The following is a 19402-nucleotide window of genomic DNA, read 5'->3' as shown; positions in this document are numbered from 1 at the left end:
CAGCGCCGCGACGCGGTGGCACGCCCGCGCATCCTGCGCGCCGGCCGCGGCAGCGGCGGCGCGCCGCCGGGGAGCGCCCGCAGCGCGTCGCGCGGCAAGGCGCGGCGATCAGCCCAGGCTCGCTGACGCGCGAGACCAGCCGGCGGTGCTGCAGCCATGCAGGGCGCGGCGCAGGCCCGGCGCCGCCGGCGTGAGATCGGTCGGGGAGTCGGGGGTGGGGCCATGCGATGCCGCGGGGGCGGGCATCATGGCCGGCCCCTTGGCCGAAGCGTGCCCGCGGCGTTGGTGGCGGAAGCGAATCGAGCTGGCCGGAGCCGGCGGGCTGGGGCCCCGGGCCGACTTAGAATTATTTACATAAAACACAATATTGCGTGATGAGCGGGGGTCTGCTGCACGAATTTTCAGCGGGTTACATCCTGCCCATGCCTCACAAAGGGATTGTTGACAGGGTCGTGAGCCCGCGCCCCTGACCCGGTCCCTAATCAGGCTGGCTGATGGATGTCCTTCGCCACAGCCTGCATCGCGCCTGGCGCGGCCTCTGGGGCCTGCTGCCCGGGCAGCTCCTGCCGCTCCGCCTGCGCCTCTCCGGCCTGGCCCGGCGCCTGCTCGGGGCCCCGCCGACCAAACGCTACGACCCGGAGGACCGGCGCGGCTATGCCGCCTGGCTCGCCCGCCATGCCCAGCTCTCCCCGGCCGACCGGGCCGCCATCCAGGCCCATATCGCGGCCCTGCCGGCGCGGCCGCTGATCTCGCTCGCCATGCCGGTCCGCGCTGTCGCGGAACCCGCCCTCGACCACGCCATCGCCTCGGTCGAGGCGCAGCTCTGGCCGCATTGGGAGCTCTGCATCGCCCTCGACGCCGCGGTGCCGGAGCCGCTGAAGCGGCTGGTCGCGGAGGCGGCGGCGGCGGAGATGCGCATCCGGGTGGTCGAGCAGCCGGCGGAGGGCGCGACCGGCCTCGGCAACGCCGCCTTCGGGCTGGCACGCGGCGCCTATGTGGCCGCCCTGGCGCCGGATGCCCGGCTGGCGCCGGAGGCGCTGTACGAGGTGGCGGCGGCGGTGACCGCCGCGCCGGACCTCGCCGTGCTCTATGCCGATGAGGACCGGATCGACGCCGCCGGGCAGCGCTTCGGCGCCTGGTTCAAGCCGGAATTCGACCCCGACCTGCTGCTGGGCCAGGACCTGCTCGGCGGCTTCGCGGTCTATCGCCGCGACCTGCTGCAAGACCTCGGCGGGCTGCGGGAGGCGATGGGGTCGGCCGCGGCGCATGACCTGGCGCTGCGCGCGACGGCCAGGGTCGGCGCGGCACGGGTGCGGCATATCCCGGCGCTGCTCTGCCATGGCGGCGCGGCGGCCCCGGCGGAGCCGGCGGCGCAGGCCCGCGCGGTGGCCGCGGCGCTGGCCGAGGCCGGCATCCCGGCGGAGGTGGCGCCCGCGCCGCGCCTGCCTGGCGGCGTGCGGGTGATCCGGCCGGTGCCGGAGCCCGCGCCGCTGGTCTCCGTCATCGTGCCGACGCGGGACCGCGCCGCGCTGCTCGGCCCCTGCGCCGAGGGCGTGCTGCACCGGACCGACTATCCGGCGCTGGAACTGCTCATCGTCGACAATGGCAGCGAGGAGCCGGAGACGCTGGCGCTGTTCGAGCGGCTGCGCGCCGATCCGCGCGTGCGCATCATCGCCGCGCCCGGCCCCTTCAACTACTCCGCCCTGAACAACCGGGCGGCGGCGGAGGCGCGCGGCGAGATCCTGGTGCTGCTGAACAACGATATCGAGGTGATCGAGCCGGGCTGGCTGCGCGAACTGGTCAGCCACGCCCTGCGGCCGGCGGTCGGCGCGGTCGGGGCGAAGCTGCTCTATGCCGACGGCACCCTGCAGCATGGCGGCGTGGTCACCGGCATCGGCGGCGTCGCCGACCACTACCTGCCGAAGGCGGCGCGCGAGGACACAGGGTATTTCGGCTCCCTCGCCCTGGTGCGGGAGGTGGCGGCGGCGACCGGCGCCTGCCTCGCCCTGCGGCGGGAGGTGTTCCGGCAGGTCGGCGGGCTGGACGAGGTCAGCCTCACCGTCGCCTTCAACGACATCGATCTCTGCCTCCGCATCCGGGAGGCGGGCTGGCGCATCCTCTGGACGCCCTTCGCCGAGCTCTACCACCTGGAATCCGCCTCGCGCGGGCAGGATCTCAGCCCCGAGAAGGCGCGGCGCTTCGCCGGCGAGATCGCCACCATGCGCCAGCGCTGGGGAGAGGTGCTGATGCGCGACCCCTTCTACAGCCCCTGGCTGAGCCTCGATGGGGCGCATGCCGCCCTGGCGCGGGCGCCGCGGCGGGTGCCGCCCTGGGCGCCCTGGCTGGGCGCGCCGGTCAGCCCCGCGCGGCCAGCCAGGCCGCCGCGGCCCGGACCGATGGCAGCACCAGCGTCCCGGGCGGCGCCTGCGCCGCGGCCGCCGCATCCGCGGTGACCAGCAGGCAGGTGGCGAGGCCGGCGCGGCGGCCGGCCTCCACGTCCCGCAGGCCGTCGCCGACGATGAGGGAGCCGGCGAGGTCGAGGCCGAGCGCCGCCGCCGCGTCGCGCAGCATGCCGGGGCCGGGCTTGCGGCGGTCCGACTCCCGCCGGTAGGGGGCGATGCCTTCGCTCGGGTGGTCCGGGCAGAATTCGATGCGGGCCAGCGGCGTGCCGCGCGCCGCGAACTCCGCCGCGACCCAGCCCATCAGCGCGTGGAAATCGGCTTCCGTGTAGTAGCCGCGGCCGATGCCCGACTGGTTGGTGGCGACGACGAGGGCAAGGCCCTGCCGCGTCGCCGCGGCGGCGAGGTCGAAGATCCCGTCGAGAAAGACGAACTCCTCCCGCCGGTGCACGAAGCCGCGGTCCTCGTTGATGATGCCGTCGCGGTCGAGGAAGAGGGCGCGGCGCGTCACGGCGCGCGCGGGAAGAGGCGGCGCTCGATCTCCGCGCAGATGATGTGGCCGGCGACCTCATGCGCCTCCTGGATCCGCGGCGTCGACTCCGCGGGGGCGCGCAGCAGCAGGTCGCAGAGCGGCGGCATCTCCCCGCCGCCCTGCCCGGTGAAGCCGGCCGTCGCCATCCCCTTCGCCTTCGCCGCCCGCAGCGCCGCGAGCACGTTGGGGGAGCGGCCGGAAGTGGAGAGGGCGAAGAGCACGTCGCCCGCGGCACCCAGCGCCTCCACCTGGCGGGCGAAGACCCGCTCATAGCCATAGTCGTTGCCGATGCCGGTGAGGATCGAGCTGTCCGTGGTCAGCGCGATCGCGGGCAGCCCCGGCCGGTCGTAGTGGAAGCGGGAGACCAGCTCCCCCGCCCAGTGCTGGGCATCGGCGGCGCTGCCGCCATTGCCGCAGAGCAGCAGCTTGTTGCCCCGGCCGAGCGCGGCGACGGCGAGATCGACGATGCCGGCGATGGCGGCGATGGCCGCCGCATCCCCGGCGAGCCGCTGGAGCGTGGCGGCGGAATCGAGGATGGCGTCACGGATCTCGGCGGTCATGCGGGACCTATCGGTTGGCAGCCTCCTTTAGCCGCTGACCGGCCCCGCGGGAAACGCCCGGGACGGGCGCCGGCGCGTCGCGCCGCGGCCCGGCCGGGGCAAGGGCCGGGGAGGACTGGGCCGGGACGGCCGGCTTCCCCTCCTGCCCCAGCGGGTCAAGGAAGAAGGGCGGCGGCGGCGCCCCCTCCCGCAGCCGCGCCAGCGTCATGGTCGCGGCATCCATCGCCTCCCGGATCGTCACGTCCATGTCCAGGTAGCGGTAGGTGCCGAGCCGGCCGACGAAGGAGACGCCGCGCGCCTGCCGCGCCAGCGCCACATAGTCCGCGAGCATCTTCTTCTCCCCCACCAGCCGGATCGGGTAGTAGGGAATGTCCCCGGCGCCAGCGAGGCGGCTGTATTCGCGGAAGCAGACCGTGCCCTCGAACCGCCCGGCCTCCCAGGGCGCGAAATGCTTGTGCTCGCTGATACGGGTGAAGGGCACGTCCTCGTCGCAATAATTCATCACCGCGGTGCCAAGGTAGTCCCCCTCCGCGCGGATCTCCTCGAAATCCAGCGTGCGGTAGCCAAGCCGGCCGAGCCGGTAGGCGAAATAGCGATCCAGCGGGCCGGTGTAGAAGACATGCGCGAGGTCCTCGCCGATCTCCTCGAAGCGGCAGCCGAGGCGGAGCTCGATGCCCGGCGCGTTCAGGATGCCGGCGACGATGGCGGTGTAGCCCTCCTCCGGCATGCCCTGGAAAGGATGGTTGAAGTAATTGTCGTCGTAGTTGAAGCGCAGCGGCAGGCGCTTGAGGATGGAGGCCGGCAGTTCGGTGGGGTCGAGGCCCCATTGCTTGCGGGTATAGCCGCGGAAGAAGGCGCGGTAGAGCGCATCCCCCACCATGGAGAGCGCCTGTTCCTCGAAATTCGCGGGCTCCGCTATGTCCCGCCGGGCCTGGCCGGCAATGAAGTCCTGCGCCTCGCGCGGATTCATGGTGGCGCCGAAGAACTGGTTGATCGTGTGGAGGTTGACCGGCAGGGAATAGACCCGCCCGCCGCTGATCGCCTTCACCCGGTTCACATAGGGCATCATGCGGGCGAAGCGGTTGACGAAGTCCCAGACCTCCCGGTCCGCCGTATGGAAGATGTGCGGCCCGTAGCGGTGCAGCATGATGCCGGTCGCGGCATCGCGCTCGGTATGGCAGTTGCCGCCGAGATGGGGACGCTCGTCGATGACCAGGACCTGATGGCCCGCCTCGGCCAGGCGGCGGGCGATGACCGCGCCGCTGAATCCGGCGCCGACACAGCAAAAACGCATGAAATTCGTGACCCTCGGCTGGCAGGGCCACGGCTGCGCCGCGGCCCGCCATGCCTCAGCGCCCGGCAGGACGAAGCGGCGCGCGCGCGCGCGAGCAAACTCGCGTCAGTGGTGCAGATGGGCGGATACCGACCGGCGCAGGTCGTGACCTGCAGCCGCCGATGGCGGGCGCAGCCGGAGACAGGCGCCGGCATTCCTGCGGGACAGCATGATGCGGGAGGGTCGGGCTGGGCTGGCATGCCCGGCGGGGTTGCGGCGGCCCGCTTGCGGGCCAGGCCGACTCAGCCGTTGTCGCTGGTGCCCTCGGCCAGGGCGGACAGGGCGGGGAGGTTGATCAGCTCCACCCGGTGATGCACCGGCTCCCGGATCCAGCCGCGCTTGCGGAAGGCGGTCAGGCTGCGGCTCACCGTCTCCAGCGTCAGGCCGAGGAAATCGGCGATATCGGCCCGGGTCATGGGCATCTCGAGCACGGTCCTGGGCGGCCCGCGCCGGCGGCTCGCCTCGACCAGGGAGAGCAGGAAGGCGGCGACCCGCGCCTCGGCCGAGCGGCGGCCAACGGTGACGAGCTGCTCCTGCGTCGCGGTCAGCTCCTGCACGCAGAGATCGAGCATCCGCCGCTCCAGCTTCGGGTAGCGGCGGAGCAGCCCATCGAGCTGCCCGCGCTCCAGCCGGCAGAGGCGCGAGTCGGTCAGCAGCTCGGCATCGAAGGGGTAGGAGGGCAGGGTGGTATAGCCGATGACGTCGCCGGCGAAGCGGAAGCCGACCACCTGCTGCTTGCCGTCCGGCAGCAGCCGGGTGAGCTTGGCGAAGCCCTCGATCAGGGTGAAGACCTTGCCGGCCGGATCGCCCTCGCGGAAGACCATGCTGTGCGCAGGCATCGACGTCTGCTGCGATTCACTCGAGATCTCGTCGAGCGCGGCGATGTCGAGCGGCTGGCACAGGCCCGCAACCCTGCTGCCGCAGCGGTCGCAGACCGGCGCGGTGGCCTTCAGCTCATTGGTCGGGTGCGGCGCGTCGAACGGATTCAAGGCATTCTCCGGTCCTTGCGCCGAAGGTAGCCGAGGGGCACCGTCAGGTACAAGTCACCGCTGCCGATCGCAGGTCACGAATCGGCCCCGCGCCGGGCGCATGGCCGGCGCTGCTCCGGATCCCAGGGCGACGCGGCCCCGCGCGGGGCCGCGTCCTCCCCCCTGGGTGTCAGGCGGGCGTCACCACAAGCGCCGCCGGGTTGACGGTGACGGTCCCCGCCCCCGTGACCGCCGCCGGCTGCGCCAGTGCCGACCAGGTCAGCGGGTTGCCGCCGCTCACCGCATCGAACAGGCCGACATGCGTCAGGGTGCCGGCGGCGGCGGTGAAGGTGAAGCGGATGGCATCCGTGTTCTGCTGCGCGCCGGTGCCGGTGAAGGTCACGCGCTGCCGGGCATAGCCGTTGCCGGCCGGTTCGCCGGTCAGGCCGGTGGCATCGCTGCCGCCGGTGCCCAAGGCCAGGAAAACTTGGCTGGGCAGGGCGGGCACCCGGGCGCACAGGGCGCGGCCGAGCAGGTTCTTCGCGTAATCGGTAAGGTCGGGCATGCGTCTCTCCTCTCAGGGCTGGCGGGGAATGGGGCCGGGGTCAGGCATCCTCGGCATCGGCGAACCAGACCGTGCCGTCCTCGGCCGGCCGGGTGCGGGCGGCGCCGTAGAGATCCGCGCTGCGGACCGCGTGCAGGTCGGACAGGCCGAGTTCCCCGGCGGTGACGCGGTAGAGCAGGCCGGGCAGGGGCGCCTTGCCCGCCTCCCGGGCCTCCCGGCTCGGCCAGCCATGCAGGCGGAACTCGGCGATGCCGGCGCCGTGGTCGATCTGGCAGTGGGTGAGGCGCCAATAGGCGGCGACGAGACCCGTGTTGCGGATCTCGATCGGCTTCAGCAGGGCCATGGGGGCTCTCCAGGGGGGTGGGGAGGTGTCCGGTGGCGCGGCACCGGGCCGTGCCGCCGGACGGGCGGGGGAAATGGCATCGTCCTGCGATGCCGCCCGGGCGCGCCTTCCCGCAGGCGCGCCCGGGCGGTCAGCCGACGATCTCGACCGAGAGGATCCGGGCGACCCAGTTGATGGTCTTGTTCGCCTCCCCCGTGCAGGAGAGCGACAGGCCGCCATGGGTGGAATCGGGCGCGTGCATGACGCGCCAGGCGCTTGCGCCGCCGTCGCTCGCGGTCGGGGCCACCAGCGTCTGCGACACGCCGGTGATGCTGGTCACCGCGCCGTTGGCGCTTCGCTTCACCAGGAAGTCGCGCGCCCACAGGGCGCTGTCGCCGATCGTGCCGGCGCTGCCCCCGGTCTGCCGGGCGGCGACCATGACCCGGACGGCATAGGTCGCGCCGGCCGGCAGGTTGACGAGATTCGTCGCGCCGGGCGCGGCGCCGTCCGCGGTCAGCACGACAGCGGTCGCGTCGGTCGTCTGGCGGCGGAGCACGAACTCGTCGGCCTGCGCATCGCCGGGCACCGCGAAGCTGCCGGCGGACCAGGCGGCGCGGCCGGGCAGGCCGCGGGTATCTGCCTGCAGGCCGCCCGGCACCCAGCTGTACGGGCCATTCGCGCTGTTGGCGCTGCCGCCGGCGACGGTGGCGGCAAGGGCGGAGGCGGTGTTGCCGCCGCCGCCGCCGATGGTCGCCTGCGCGCCGCTTGCCACCTGGCTCGCCAGGCTCCGGCTGCCCTGCCAGTCCACGGCGCCGGCGCCGCGGGCTTGGCCGCCCGTGGCGGTTTCGTCGGCAAGCTGGAGTTGCGCCGGCCGCGACCAGGCCCAGGCGGTGGTGGCCAGGGCGCCGCTGCGATCCGTCGCCGCCGGGGTCGGCGCGGTGGGCGAGCCGGTGAAGGCGGGCGAGGCGAGCGGCGCTGCGCCGGCAACGTCGCCAACGCCGAGGCTGATCGCGCCGGTGCGGCCGGCGACGCTGGTGACCGCCGCCGTCCCGCCGCCATAGTCCTGCGCCCGGACCCAGGCGGTGGTGGCGACGGCCGAGGAATCATCGCCCGGCGGGGGCGAGACGGTGCGCAGCAGCCCGTTGCCCTTGCCGGTGAGGAGGAGATCCACATGCGCGTCCGCCCCCTGCGCCTGCAGGGTCACGGGCGCGCCGGTGCCGCCGCCCGCCACCACGACGCGGTTCGCGCCGGCGGGTGGCGTCGCCACCTCCAGCGCATGCAGGCCGGGCGCGCCGCCCAGCGTCACCGCGCCGCCCGAGGTCGCGCGCAGCACCTCCGTCCCGCCCGCCGTGCCGGCCAGCGCGCCGGCGGCGGGTTCGAACAGCCCGGTATCCTGGCGGCCGAGCGACAGGCCGGGCCGGGCCGCGCGGCCGGCCGGCGCGCCGAGGGCGACGACGGCGTTGGTGCTGCTGCCATTGGTCAGCGGGCCGCCATTGCCCGATTCCAGCAGCGGCGGGCTGCCGAGATAGACCGCATTCGGCGTGGCGGCGCCGGAATCCGCCACATGGATCGCCGCCGCGCCGTTGTTGCGGTAATTGTACCGCACGCAGCGCAGCGAGAAGACATCCAGCCGGTTGCCGCTGCCATTGAGGCGGATGGCATTGTCCTCCACCGCGTCGATGCGCAGGTTGCCGACCTGCACGCGGGTGTTGGAGGCATTGACGAAGAGCCCGATGCCGCCCGGCAGCGGCGGCCCACCGGCATTGAAGATCTCCCCCTGATGGGTGAGGTTGGCGATCTGCCCGTCCGTGCCGTTCGCCTCGATCCAGACGCCGTACTGCACGAAATCGGTATAGGCCTGACCGATGTAGAATTTCGTGGTGATGCCGCTGCCGGAGGAGGCGAAGCGGAACATGCTGCGGAAGCCGAGGACGAAGGCCTGGTCGATGAAGACGCCATCGCAGCGCCGGAAGACCATGGCGTCGCCATTCGCCTGCGCCCAGCGGACCACGTTGTTGTCGCTGGTCAGGAAGGTCCAGAAATGCAGGCTGTGGATGCGCGGGATGTCGAGGCACTGGTCGATCTCGACGCCCGTGCGCAGCACCTGCCCGCGCAGCCGGCGGATGTCGAGCCGGCCGGAGTTGCGGCAGTAGATGCCGCGGTTGACGAAGCAGAGGAAGACATTGTCGAAATCGATGCCGCCCAGGCAGTCCTCCACCCGAAAGACGAAGTCGTAGTTGTTGGGCGCCCAGTTGGCGTTCAGCGCGGCGGTGTGGACCTGCTGCACGGCGATGTCGCGCACCGCGGAGCCGCGGGCGAAGACGCCGGTGAAGGTGAAGGGCGTGAAGCCGGTCTGGTCGATGCGCAGCCAGGTGCCCTGGCCGGGGCCGGGCCCCTCGGTGAAGCCGGCGCCCTGCAGGCGGATGGTGACGTCGGCGATGCTGATGGGGGAGGCGATGCGATAGACCCGCGGGCCGAAGCTCAGCGTGCCGCCGCCCTTCTCCTTCAGGTCGTTGATCGCCGCCTGGATGGCGGGCGCGTCGTTGGTGACGCCATCGCCGACCGCGCCATAGTCCCGCACATGCGCGCCGCGGTCGGCCAGCACGGCGGCGCGGAGCTGCGCGAGGGTGGCGCGGCGGGTCTCCAGGGTGGCGCCACTGGCCTGCACCAGCGGCGCGAGGTCTGCATCGCCGGGAGTCGCGGCGGCGGGCAGCTCGCTGATCCTTACGTCGGGCATGGGGCTCCAGTCCGGATGGGCGCGCGCGGCCGGCCGGCGATGGGCCGGCGCGGCACGGGCGGAGGGGGGAACGGGGGGCGGCCGCGGCGCGGGCCCGCGGTCGGGGGGCGCGCATCGGCCCCGGGGGGCAGGACCTGCGGCGGATCGGGGCGCGGTCGGGGAGGCCATCCGCGTCCCGGCGAGGGGATGGCCGGTGGCGGCATGCAGGGCAAAGCCTTGCTTCGGGGCGTTCACGCCCCGCCGCGATCGCGCTGGACCGTCCCGGGCCGGCTGTGCAGCCCTGGATGGTCCAGCATTGTCCGGAAGGGCAGGTCAGCCCTCTGGGCGTTTCCGCTCCGCGGCGATCCGCGCCAGAGCAGGTCGCGGAGGGGCGTGAACGCCCCCGCAGCGTGACCCTGCTCTACCGACAACGGCCTGCAGCGGAGTGGCGTTCAGTTCTGAGCGCGATCCGCTTCAGGGCCGCAGCCGGTCGCCGGCCTCGGTGGTCAGGGTGTCGCCGCCCTCGATCAGCAGAATGCCGGCATCCGGCGCCACGCTGAAGCTGCGCGAGGTGGCGGCGATCGCCGGGTCGGCCGCATCCTCCACCCGGATGCGGTAGCCGCTGCCGACCGGCGGGGCGGGGAAGCTGGCCGCGGCGCGGCCGCCTTCCACCATCACGCTCCGCACCGGCGGGATGACGGCCCCGCCCGCATCGCGCAGGCTGAACACCACCTGCGCGATGGGGCCGGTGACGGCGGCGGAGACCGGAATGCTGCCGCCCGCGAGGAAGCCGGCGGCAAGCGGCGCGAGCAGGAGCGTCCGCACCACCGCCGAGGCGCTCTGGCTGGCGCGCAGGCCCATGGCGACGCTGCGCAGCAGGCTCACCGGCCCGACCGCGCCATCGAGCGTGACGCCCGTGCCGAGCACGGCATTGCTGCGCAGCGGCACCAGCGCCATGGCGTCCGAGGCCTGCAGGATCATCAGGTCGCCCGCGCGCAGGCTGGCGGTGGCCGGCGCGAAATAGCCGGCGGCGCTGACCGTCGCGCGGCTGTCCGTGGTGCGGTAGTGCCAGAGGGCGAAGGCGCTGGTCTGGATCAGCGCATTGAGGCTGGCCGGGCTGAAGGGCACGGGTGTCTCCGTCTCGGCAACGGCCGGGCGCGGCGGCACAGCCGGGCGCGGCGGGGCGCGTCCGGATGGGGCCGCCGGCGGCGGGCGCGGATGGTGCGGGGGAGCCTTGGGCGCAATTCGGCCGTCGGCAGGGCGGGGTTAGCCGACTCCGGATCGGAAAGTCAAGGAAAATGATCCTAGTTCCCGGCGCGCCGGACCCGCCTTCGCACCGGCGCGCCGGCGGTGCGGCGAAAAAGCGCCCCGGCCTTGGTTGGCCCGGCGGATTCATGCCGGCGGGCGTTTCCGCCCTGCGGCGATCTGCTCTAGCCTGGGCGTGATCCAACCGGAGCGGGGTGGCGATGCGCCGAGGCTTCCTGTTCGCTTGCCTGCTGCTGCCAGCGCTGCTGCTCGCCCGGATGCTGGTCCCGGTGGCGTCGGCGCAGCCGGTGCTGAACGTCTACAACTGGACCGACTACATCGACCCCGCCGTGGTCGAGCGCTTCCAGCAGCAGACCGGCATCCGGGTGCGCTACGATGTCTATGACAGCCTGGAGACGCTGGAAGGAAAGCTTTCCGCGGGCCGGTCGGGCTACGACCTCATCGTCCCGACCAGCGAGCCGAGCTTCGCCCGCCTGGTCCGCGCCGGGGCGCTGCGGCCGCTGGACAAGGACAGGATACCCAACTGGCGGAACCTCGATCCGCGGCTGATGGAACGCGTGGCGGCGGTCGATCCCGGCAACCGGTATGGCGCGATCTACCTGTGGGGCACGGTCGGCCTCGGCATCCGGCTGGACCGGGTGCGTGCGCTCTGGCCCGAGGCGCCGATGGACGGGCTCGACCTGCTGCTGAAGCCGGAGAATGCGGCAAGGCTCGCGCGCTGCGGCCTCGCCGTGATGGACAGCGCGACCGATGTGCTGCCCTCCGTCCTCGCCTGGCTGGGCAAGGGACCGGACAGCACCGAGGCCGCCGATCTGCGCGCGGCGGAGCAGGCGCTGCTGGCCATCCGCCCGCATCTGCGCGCCATCCCCGGCTCCGGCGCGCTGGTGGACATGCTGGCGACCGGCGAGATCTGCGTGGCGCTGACCTATAGCGGCGACGTCATCCAGGCCGCGGCCCGCGCCCGGGAGGCCGGCCGGGGCGTGGAGATCGGCTATGTCGCGCCGAAATCGGGCGCGCATCTCTGGTTCGACATGCTGGCGATCCCGGCCGATGCGCCGAACCCCGACGCCGCGCATGCCTTCATCGATTTCCTGCTGCAGCCGGAGATCATGGCCGCCATCACCAGCCATGTCCGCTACCCCAACGCGGTGCCGGCCAGCCGTCCGCTCGTGGCGCCGGCGGTGCGGGAGGATCCGAGCGTCCATCCCCCGGAGGAGGCGCTCTCCCGCGCCTTCGTGCCGGGCACGCTGAACCCGGCGGCGGAGCGGGCGCGGACGCGCCTCTGGAACCGCTTCCGGGCGGGCCGCTAGTCGGTTGGCGACGGCGATTCGGGCCTTCGCGCCGGCCGGTCCTTCGGTCATCGGGGCCGCTGGCGCCCCGGCCGGGCCGCTGCTGCGCCTCGCGGGCGTGACCAAGCGCTTCGGCGCGACCCTCGCGCTGGATGCGCTGAGCCTGGACGTGGCGCCGGGGGAATTCCTGGCGCTGCTCGGCGGCAGCGGCTCCGGCAAGTCCACCCTGCTGCGCATCATCGCGGGGTTCGAGGCCGCCGATGCCGGCCGCCTGCTGCTGCAGGGGCGGGACATCGCCCCCCTGCCGCCGCATGCCCGCCCGGTCAGCATGGTGTTCCAGAGCTACGCGCTCTTCCCGCATCTCTCGGTCTTCGACAATGTCGCCTATGGCCTGCGCCGCGACGGGGTGGCGAAGCCGGAGATCGCCCAGCGCGTCGCGGAGGCCCTGGCGATGGTCGGGCTGACGGGGTTCGAGGGGCGCAGGCCCGCGCAGCTCTCCGGCGGCCAGCGGCAGCGCGTGGCCCTGGTCCGCAGCCTGGTGAAGCGCCCGCCTTTGCTGCTGCTGGACGAGCCGCTGGGGGCGCTGGATGCGTCCCTGCGCGAACGCACCGGCTTCGAGCTGCGCGCCCTGCAGCGCGCGACCGGCGCCGGCTTCGTCATGGTGACGCATGACCAGGCGGAGGCGCTGGCGCTGGCCGACCGGGTGGCGGTGCTGGAGCGGGGGCGGCTGGCGCAGATCGGGCCGCCGCGCGCCCTCTATGACCGGCCGGCGACGCGGTATGTGGCGGAATTCCTCGGCGCGGCGAACATCCTGGAAGGCCGGCTGGGGCCGGACGGGGCGGTGGACTGCGCCGCGGGCTGCCGGCTGCGTCTGGCCGTGCCGCCCGGCCGCGGCCCCGGCGAGGCGATCAGCGTCGCGCTGCGGCCGGAGCGCATCCGGCTGGTGGCCGGCGCGCCGCCGGCGGAGAACGGCATCGCGGCGCGGCTGAAGGACCTGGCCTATCGCGGCGATGGGTGGATGGCGGTGGTGGCGCTGCCGGACGGGACGGAATGGCGGGTGGCGCTGCCGTCCGAGGCCGCGCCGCCGGCGCCGGGCGAGGCCCTCTCCCTGGCCTGGGCGCCCGAGGCCCTGGCGCCGCTGGCGGACTGATGCGCCGCGCCCTGATCCTGCTGCCGCCCTTCCTCTGGCTGCTGCTGCTGGTGGCGGCGCCGGTGGCGATCCTGGCCGGCATCGCGCTCTCCGAGCCCGCGCCGGGCGTGCCGCCCTTCCTGCCGCCGGTCTCGTTGGAGGCGGGCTGGCAGGGCAGCTTCGCCAACCTGCTGACCCTGGCGGAGGACTGGTACTATGCCGCCGCCTTCCTGCGTTCCCTGGTCGTTGCCTTCCTCTCCGCCGCCATCTGCCTGCTGCTCGCCTATCCCATGGCGCTTGGCATCGCCTCCGCGCGGGAGGGGTGGCGGGTGCCGCTGCTGGCCCTGGTGCTGCTGCCCTTCTGGACCGGCTTCCTGCCCCGCCTCGGCGCCTGGATCGGGCTGCTGCGCGATGGCGGCTGGGTGAATGGCGTGCTGATGGGGCTGGGGCTGACGGAGGCGCCGGTGCCGCTGCTCTACAGCGATGCCGCGCTCTATCTCGGCATGGTGCATGCCTACCTGCCCTTCGCCGTGCTGCCGCTGACCGCGACGCTGCTGCGGCGCGACCTTTCGGTCGAGGAGGCGGCGGCCGATCTCGGCGCCACGCCCTGGGTGGTGTTCCGCACCGTCACCCTGCCGCTCTCCCTGCCCGGGGCGGCGGCGGCGTTCCTGCTGGTCTTCATCCCGGCGGCGGGGGAGTTCGTGATCCCGGAACTGCTCGGCCCGCCGGAGGCGCTGCTGGTCGGCCGCGCCCTCTGGGGCGAGTTCTTCCAGAACCGCGACTGGCCGCTGGCCGCGGCGCTGGCCGTGGCGCTGCTGGCGCTGCTGATCCTCCCGATCCGGCTGTTCCAGCGCCTGGAGGATGACGGGGGGTCTCGAAGGGCGGCTTCGCCCCCTTCGCGGAGTTCGGGGCAGAGCCTCGACATGGTGCCGTGATGCGGCGGGTGGGGCTGGCTGTCGGGCTCTCCTTCCTCTGGCTGCCGATCCTGCTGCTGGTCGGTTACGCCTTCAGTGCCGACCGCATCCCCTTCCAGTGGGGCGGGTTCTCGCTGCGCTGGTTCGCCGCGCTGGCGGCGAATGAGCGAATGCTGGAGGCGGCCTGGCTTTCGCTCCGCATCGCCGCCGGCGCCGCGACGCTGGCCGTGCTGCTGGGCGGCATGGCGGGCTGGGTGCTGGCCCGGCACGGCCCCTTCCGCGGCCGGGCGGTATTCGGCGCGCTGGCCGGGGCGCCGCTGGTGCTGCCGGAGGTGGTGACGGGCCTCTCCCTGCTGCTGCTGTTCGTGGTGCTGCAGGGCTGGGCGGAGGCCGCCCTCGGCTGGCAGGTCGGGCGGGGCGCCGCGACGGTGCTGCTGGCGCATGCGACGCTCGGCCTCGCCTATGTCGCGGTGGTGGTGCAGGCGCGGCTGGCGGGGATGGACCCGGCGCTGGAGGAGGCGGCGGCCGATCTCGGCGCCGGGCCCTTCACCGTCTTCCGCACCGTCACCCTGCCGCTGATGGCCCCGGCCCTGGTCGCGGGCTGGCTGCTGGCCTTCACCCTCTCCCTCGATGACGTGGTGGTGGCGAGCTTCGTCTCCGGCCCGGCCGGGACCACCCTGCCGATGCTGGTCTTCTCCCAGCTCCGGATCGGGCTGACGCCGGAGATCAATGCGCTGGCAACGGTCATCCTGGCCCTGGCCGGGCTGGCGGTGGGGGCGGCGGCCCTCATTCTGGGGCGGAATGGCCGCCGCGGCCCCGGCGCGGGTTGAAGCGGCAGGGGGCGGGCGGTAGGGTCGCGGCCCTTCGCCAGTCCTGCAGGACCCCCATGAAGCTGATCGCCGACCGCCTCGACCGCATCTCCCCCTCGCTCACCATCGCCATGACCAGCAAGGCGCGGGCGCTGAAGGCGGCGGGCAAGGACGTCATCGGCCTGGCCGCGGGCGAGCCGGATTTCGACACCCCGCAGAACGTCAAGGACGCGGCGATCGCCGCCATCCAGCGCGGCGAGACCCGCTACACCGACGTCGCCGGCACCCCGGCCCTGCGCCAGGCGGTGGCCGCGCGCTTCAAGGCCGACCACGGCATCGAGTACAAGCCGGAGGAGATCCTGGTCGCCACGGGCGGCAAGCAGGTGATCTTCGACGCCTTCCTCGCCACCATCCAGGCGGGCGACGAGGTGATCATCCCGAGCCCCTGCTGGGTGTCCTACCCGGACATCGTGCAACTCGCCGAGGGCACGCCGGTGATCGTCCGCGGCGACGAGAACATGGGCTTCAAGCTGCGGCCGGAGCAGCTCGAGGCCGCGATCACGCCGAAGACCAAGTGGTTCCTGCTCAACAACCCGTCCAACCCGACCGGCGCGGCCTATTCCGCCGAGGAGCTGAAGAAGCTGACGGACGTGCTGATGAAGCATCCGCATGTCTGGGTCTTCACCGACGACATCTACAACAAGCTGGCCTATGACGGCTTCCGCCCGGCGACGGTGCTGGAGGTGGAGCCGCGGCTGCGCGACCGCACGGTCACGATGAACGGCTGCTCCAAGGCCTATGCGATGACCGGCTGGCGCATCGGCTATGCCGGCGCGCCCGCGCATCTCATCAAGCAGATGGACAAGCTGCAGAGCCAGTCCACCAGCAACACCAGCAGCATCAGCCAGGCCGCGGCGGTCGAGGCCCTGACGGGGCCGCAGGACAGCATCGAGACCATGAAGGTGGCCTACAAGCGCCGCCGCGACATGGTGGTAGAGATGCTGAACGCCGCGCCGGGCCTCCGCTGCCACAAGCCGGAAGGCGCCTTCTACGTCTTCCCCTCCATGCAGGGCTGCATCGGCAAGGTGACGAAGGGCGGCAAGCGGATCGAGACGGACGAGGATTTCTGCATCGCCCTGCTGGAGGAGGAGGGGGTCGCCTGCGTCCATGGCGCCGCCTTCCTGTATCCCGGCTATTTCCGCATCAGCTACGCGACCAGCGACGAGCAGCTGAAGGACGCCTGCACGCGCATCCAGCGCTTCTGCGCCGGGCTGCGCTGAGGCGTCGGACCCATGCCGGAGCTCGCCAAGCGCCTGTCCAACGTCCAGGTCTCGCCCTCCGCCGCCATGACGGCGAAGGCGCGGGAGATGCGCGCCCAGGGCATCAACGTCATCAGCCTGGCGAATGGCGAGCCCGACTTCCCGACGCCGCGCCACGCCATCGAGGCGGCCTACCAGGCCGCCCTGTCCGGCGACACCAAGTATCCGCCGCAGGGCGGCACGCCGGCGCTGAAGGCCGCCATCGCCCGCAAGTTCAAGCGGGACAACGGCCTGGATTACGGGCCGGACGAGATCATCGTCGGCAATGGCGGCAAGCAGGTGATCTTCAACGCCTTCATGGCGACGCTCGACCCGGGCGACGAGGTGGTCATCCCCGCGCCCTTCTGGGTGAGCTATGCCGACATGGCGAAGGTGGCGGGCGGCGTGCCCGTCACCGTCTCCTGCCCGCAGAACAACGGCTTCAAGCCGCGGCCGGAGGATATCGAGGCCGCCATCACCCCGCGCACCAAATGGGTGATGCTGAACTTTCCCGGCAACCCGACCGGCGCGGTGCCGACGCCCGCGGAACTCGCCGCGATCGGCGAGGTGCTGCTGCGCCACCCGCAGGTCTGGGTGATGTCGGACGACATGTATGAGCACCTGCTCTATGACGGCCACCGGTTCAGCACCATCGCCCAGGTCACGCCGGGGCTGAAGGACCGCACGCTGACGGTCAATGGCTGCTCCAAGACCTATGCCATGACCGGCTGGCGCATCGGCTTCGGCGGCGCGCCCGCGAAGCTGATCAAGGGCATGTTCAACATGCAGGGTCAGGCGACGGCGGGTGTCTCCACCGTCGGCCAGGCGGCCGCCGCCGCCGCGCTGGACGGGCCGCAGGAACTGGTGGAGGAGCGGCGCCGCATCTATGAGCAGCGCCGCGACATGGTCGTCGCCATGCTGAACGAGGCGCCGGGCCTCACCTGCCACAAGCCGGAAGGCGCCTTCTACGTCTTCCCGAACCTCGCGGGCTGCCTCGGCAAGGTGACGAAGGGCGGCCGCAGGATCGAGACCGACACCGATTTCGTCGCCGCGCTGCTGGAGGAGAAGCACGTCGCCTGCGTGCAGGGCGCGGCCTATGGCATGTCCCCGCATATGCGCATCTCCTACGCGACCGATACCGAGAGCCTGACCGAGGCCTGCGGCCGCATCCAGGAGTTCTGCCGGGAGCTGTCGTGACCCGGGCGGGCGCGGGTCCGCATGGCCATGGCGGGGCTGACGCCCCGCCGCCCGGCCAGGCCCTGCTGCGCCCGGCCCGCGACGCGGATGCCGAGGGCTTCATCGCCCTGATCGGCGCCTGCTGGGCGGAATACCCCGGCTGCATCCTGGACGTGGATGGCGAAGTGCCGGAACTGCGCGCCCTCGCCACCTGGTTCGCCGGCCAGGGTGGCGCGGTCTGGACCGCGGAGCGGGATGGCCGGATTGTTGGCATGGTCGGCACCCGGCCGCTGCGCAGCGACGAGGCCTGGGAAGTCTGTCGCATGTATGTCGCGGCCGGCGAGCGCGGCAGCGGCCTCGCCGCCCGGCTGCTGGAGAGGGCGGAGGCGCATGCGCGGGAGGCCGGCGCCGCCCGCCTCGTCCTCTGGAGCGACACGCGCTTCGAGCAAGCGCACCGCTTCTACGAGAAGCGCTCCTATGTCCGGCAGGGCGCCATCCGCGTCCTCGACGACCTCTCGAAATCGCTGGAATTCCGCTACGCCAAGCCGCTGCGCGGGCTGGTGGTCGAGGCGCTGGACGCCGCCGCGGCCGCCAGCGCCGAGCGGCGCCTGGCCGAGATCCTGATCGCCTGCGTGCAGGCCGGCGCCAGCCTCTCCTTCCTCCCGCCGCTCGCGCCGGAGGCGGCGCGCGGCTTCTGGCGCAAACTCGCCAGCGATGTCGCGGCCGGCCACCGGCTGCTGCTCGTCGCCTGGCTTGATGGCGTGCTGGCGGGCACGGTGCAGGTCGATTGCGACACGCCGCAGAACCAGCCCCACCGCGCCGCCATCGCCAGGCTGCTGGTGGATCCCGCCGCGCGGCGGCAGGGCATCGGCCGCGCGCTGATGCTGCAGGCCGAGGCGGTGGCGGCGCGGGCCGGGCGCAGCCTGCTCGTGCTGGATACCGTGGCGGGCAGCGCCGCCGAGGCGCTCTGCCGCGAGCTCGGCTGGCAGGAGGCCGGCCGCATCCCGGAATACGCGCTGGATGCGGGGGGCAGGCTCCACCCGGCGGTGCTGTTCTGGAAGCGGTTGACCTAGCCCATGATGGACGCGCTGCCCGGCATCCTCGGTGGCCTCGTCCTGCTCGCGCTCGGCGGGGAGCTGCTGGTGCGCGGCGCGGTGCGCGTCGCGGAGCGGCTGGGCGTCTCGCCCCTGCTGATCGGCCTGACCCTGCTCGGCTTCGGCACCTCGACGCCGGAGCTGGTGACCAGCCTGCAGGCCTCGCTCGCCGGCTCGCCCGGCATCGCGGTCGGCAACATCGTCGGCTCCAACATCGCCAACATCCTGCTGATCCTCGGCCTGGCGGCCATGGTCGCGCCGGTCGCCGTGGCATCGCGGGCCCTGGCGCGGGATGGCGTGATCGGCCTGCTCGCCGCCCTGGCGCTGACCGGCGCGGGCTTCGCCGCGCAGCTCGGCCGCCCGGTGGGCGGGGCCTTCCTGCTCGGCCTCCTCCTCTACCTCCTGCTCTCCTGGCGGCAGGAGCGGCAGGAGGGCGCCAGCCATGGCGCGGCCTATGCCAAGTCCGAGGCCTTCGAGGGCGCGCACCCGCATGGCCTGCGCGGGGCGGTGCCGCAGGCGGCGGGACTCGCCCTGCCGCTCAGCCTGGCGCTCGGCGGGCTGGTGCTGGTGGTGCTCGGCGGGCGGCTGCTGGTGGACGGCGCGGTGGCGCTGGCGCGCGTGCTGGCGATCCCGGAGGCGGTGATCGGCCTGACCATCGTCGCCATCGGCACCTCCATGCCGGAACTGGTCACCTCGCTGGTCGCCGCCTTCCGCCGCCAGGGGGAGGTCGCCTTCGGCAACCTCCTCGGGTCCAACATCTACAATGTCCTCGGCATCGGCGGCGCGACGGCGCTGATCGCGCCGACCCCGGTGCCGGCGGAGATCCTCGCCCTCGATATCTGGGTGATGCTCGGCGCCTCGCTGCTGCTGCTGCTGGTCGCCCGCACCGGCTGGCGCGTCGGGCGGCGGGAGGGCGTGCTGCTCTTCGCCGGCTATCTCGGCTATCTCTGGGCGGTGTGGCCCGGCTGAGGCTGCCGCGCCGGACAAGGGAGGAGGCCGCGATGATCACCTCCGACCGGTGCCGGATGATGG

At 73.1% G+C, this 19402-nt stretch carries 17 protein-coding genes; 9 read left to right on the top strand and 8 right to left on the bottom strand.

All coding sequences use genetic code 11. The features are described from left to right. Window positions 1–494 precede the first annotated feature (494 nt). Complete coding sequence (locus LHA35_RS13480) at window positions 495–2453, top strand: glycosyltransferase family 2 protein (RefSeq protein WP_226608793.1); 1959 nt, start codon at window positions 495–497, stop codon at window positions 2451–2453. Here LHA35_RS13480 and LHA35_RS13475 read toward each other — a convergent pair. The 8 genes from LHA35_RS13475 to LHA35_RS13440 all read right to left on the bottom strand — a co-directional run bounded on the left by LHA35_RS13475 (window position 2356) and on the right by LHA35_RS13440 (window position 10523). Continuing rightward, the gene (locus LHA35_RS13475; RefSeq protein ID WP_226608792.1) at window positions 2356–2910 is read right to left on the bottom strand and encodes a D-glycero-alpha-D-manno-heptose-1,7-bisphosphate 7-phosphatase; all 555 of its coding nucleotides are present in this window, start codon (window positions 2908–2910) and stop codon (window positions 2356–2358) included. The two genes, LHA35_RS13480 and LHA35_RS13475, sit on opposite strands and share 98 nt — an antisense overlap. Continuing rightward, window positions 2907–3491 (bottom strand): D-sedoheptulose 7-phosphate isomerase, encoded by a 585-nt coding sequence (locus tag LHA35_RS13470; RefSeq protein ID WP_264185520.1) that lies wholly within the window; start codon window positions 3489–3491, stop codon window positions 2907–2909. The genes LHA35_RS13475 and LHA35_RS13470 overlap by 4 nt, the downstream gene beginning before the upstream one ends. Window positions 3492–3498: 7 nt before the next feature. Continuing rightward, on the bottom strand, window positions 3499–4785 hold the full coding sequence (locus LHA35_RS13465; protein ID WP_274707787.1) for a UDP-galactopyranose/dTDP-fucopyranose mutase family protein: 1287 nt from the start codon (window positions 4783–4785) through the stop codon (window positions 3499–3501). A 281-nt stretch (window positions 4786–5066) separates the two neighbouring features. Then, window positions 5067–5813: a Crp/Fnr family transcriptional regulator gene (locus LHA35_RS13460; protein ID WP_226608791.1), complete on the bottom strand. Its 747-nt coding sequence runs from the start codon at window positions 5811–5813 to the stop codon at window positions 5067–5069. A 169-nt stretch (window positions 5814–5982) separates the two neighbouring features. Then, window positions 5983–6357 carry a phage tail fiber protein gene (locus tag LHA35_RS13455; RefSeq protein ID WP_226608790.1) on the bottom strand — a complete coding sequence of 125 codons (375 nt, stop codon included), beginning with the start codon at window positions 6355–6357 and terminating at the stop codon, window positions 5983–5985. A 40-nt stretch (window positions 6358–6397) separates the two neighbouring features. Further along, window positions 6398–6700: a hypothetical protein gene (locus LHA35_RS13450; RefSeq protein ID WP_226608789.1), complete on the bottom strand. Its 303-nt coding sequence runs from the start codon at window positions 6698–6700 to the stop codon at window positions 6398–6400. Between the two features lie 130 nt (window positions 6701–6830). After that, window positions 6831–9416 (bottom strand): glycosyl hydrolase family 28-related protein, encoded by a 2586-nt coding sequence (locus LHA35_RS13445; RefSeq protein WP_226608788.1) that lies wholly within the window; start codon window positions 9414–9416, stop codon window positions 6831–6833. Between the two features lie 453 nt (window positions 9417–9869). Further along, window positions 9870–10523, bottom strand: a complete 654-nt coding sequence (locus tag LHA35_RS13440; protein WP_226608787.1) for a hypothetical protein — start codon at window positions 10521–10523, stop codon at window positions 9870–9872. Between the two features lie 338 nt (window positions 10524–10861). On the opposite strand from LHA35_RS13440, the gene LHA35_RS13435 reads away from it, so the two are divergent. The 8 genes from LHA35_RS13435 to LHA35_RS13400 are packed head-to-tail and all read left to right on the top strand — an operon-like array spanning window position 10862 to window position 19339. Further along, window positions 10862–11971 carry a polyamine ABC transporter substrate-binding protein gene (locus LHA35_RS13435; protein WP_226608786.1) on the top strand — a complete coding sequence of 370 codons (1110 nt, stop codon included), beginning with the start codon at window positions 10862–10864 and terminating at the stop codon, window positions 11969–11971. Between the two features lie 4 nt (window positions 11972–11975). Continuing rightward, the gene (locus tag LHA35_RS13430; RefSeq protein ID WP_226608785.1) at window positions 11976–13100 is read left to right on the top strand and encodes an ABC transporter ATP-binding protein; all 1125 of its coding nucleotides are present in this window, start codon (window positions 11976–11978) and stop codon (window positions 13098–13100) included. Then, window positions 13100–14014, top strand: coding sequence for an ABC transporter permease (locus tag LHA35_RS13425; protein ID WP_226608784.1), 915 nt, complete (start codon window positions 13100–13102; stop codon window positions 14012–14014). Before LHA35_RS13430 ends, LHA35_RS13425 begins: the two co-directional genes overlap by 1 nt. After that, complete coding sequence (locus LHA35_RS13420) at window positions 14014–14823, top strand: ABC transporter permease (protein ID WP_226608783.1); 810 nt, start codon at window positions 14014–14016, stop codon at window positions 14821–14823. Before LHA35_RS13425 ends, LHA35_RS13420 begins: the two co-directional genes overlap by 1 nt. A 56-nt stretch (window positions 14824–14879) precedes the next feature. Next, the gene (locus tag LHA35_RS13415; RefSeq protein ID WP_226608782.1) at window positions 14880–16082 is read left to right on the top strand and encodes a pyridoxal phosphate-dependent aminotransferase; all 1203 of its coding nucleotides are present in this window, start codon (window positions 14880–14882) and stop codon (window positions 16080–16082) included. A gap of 12 nt (window positions 16083–16094) precedes the next feature. Then, window positions 16095–17297 carry a pyridoxal phosphate-dependent aminotransferase gene (locus LHA35_RS13410; RefSeq protein WP_226608781.1) on the top strand — a complete coding sequence of 401 codons (1203 nt, stop codon included), beginning with the start codon at window positions 16095–16097 and terminating at the stop codon, window positions 17295–17297. Beyond that, entirely contained in the window at window positions 17294–18349 is a 1056-nt protein-coding gene (locus tag LHA35_RS13405) for a GNAT family N-acetyltransferase (protein WP_226608780.1), read from the top strand. Before LHA35_RS13410 ends, LHA35_RS13405 begins: the two co-directional genes overlap by 4 nt. Before the next feature lie 3 nt (window positions 18350–18352). Then, on the top strand, window positions 18353–19339 hold the full coding sequence (locus tag LHA35_RS13400) for a calcium/sodium antiporter (RefSeq protein ID WP_338050873.1): 987 nt from the start codon (window positions 18353–18355) through the stop codon (window positions 19337–19339). Window positions 19340–19402 lie beyond the last annotated feature (63 nt).

It is taken from the genome of Roseicella aerolata (genome assembly GCF_020523605.1).
GTDB lineage: Bacteria > Pseudomonadota > Alphaproteobacteria > Acetobacterales > Acetobacteraceae > Paracraurococcus > Paracraurococcus aerolatus.
The sequence above is the reverse complement of the archived record's forward strand: the minus strand, read 5'-3'. Positions and strand labels throughout refer to the sequence as shown.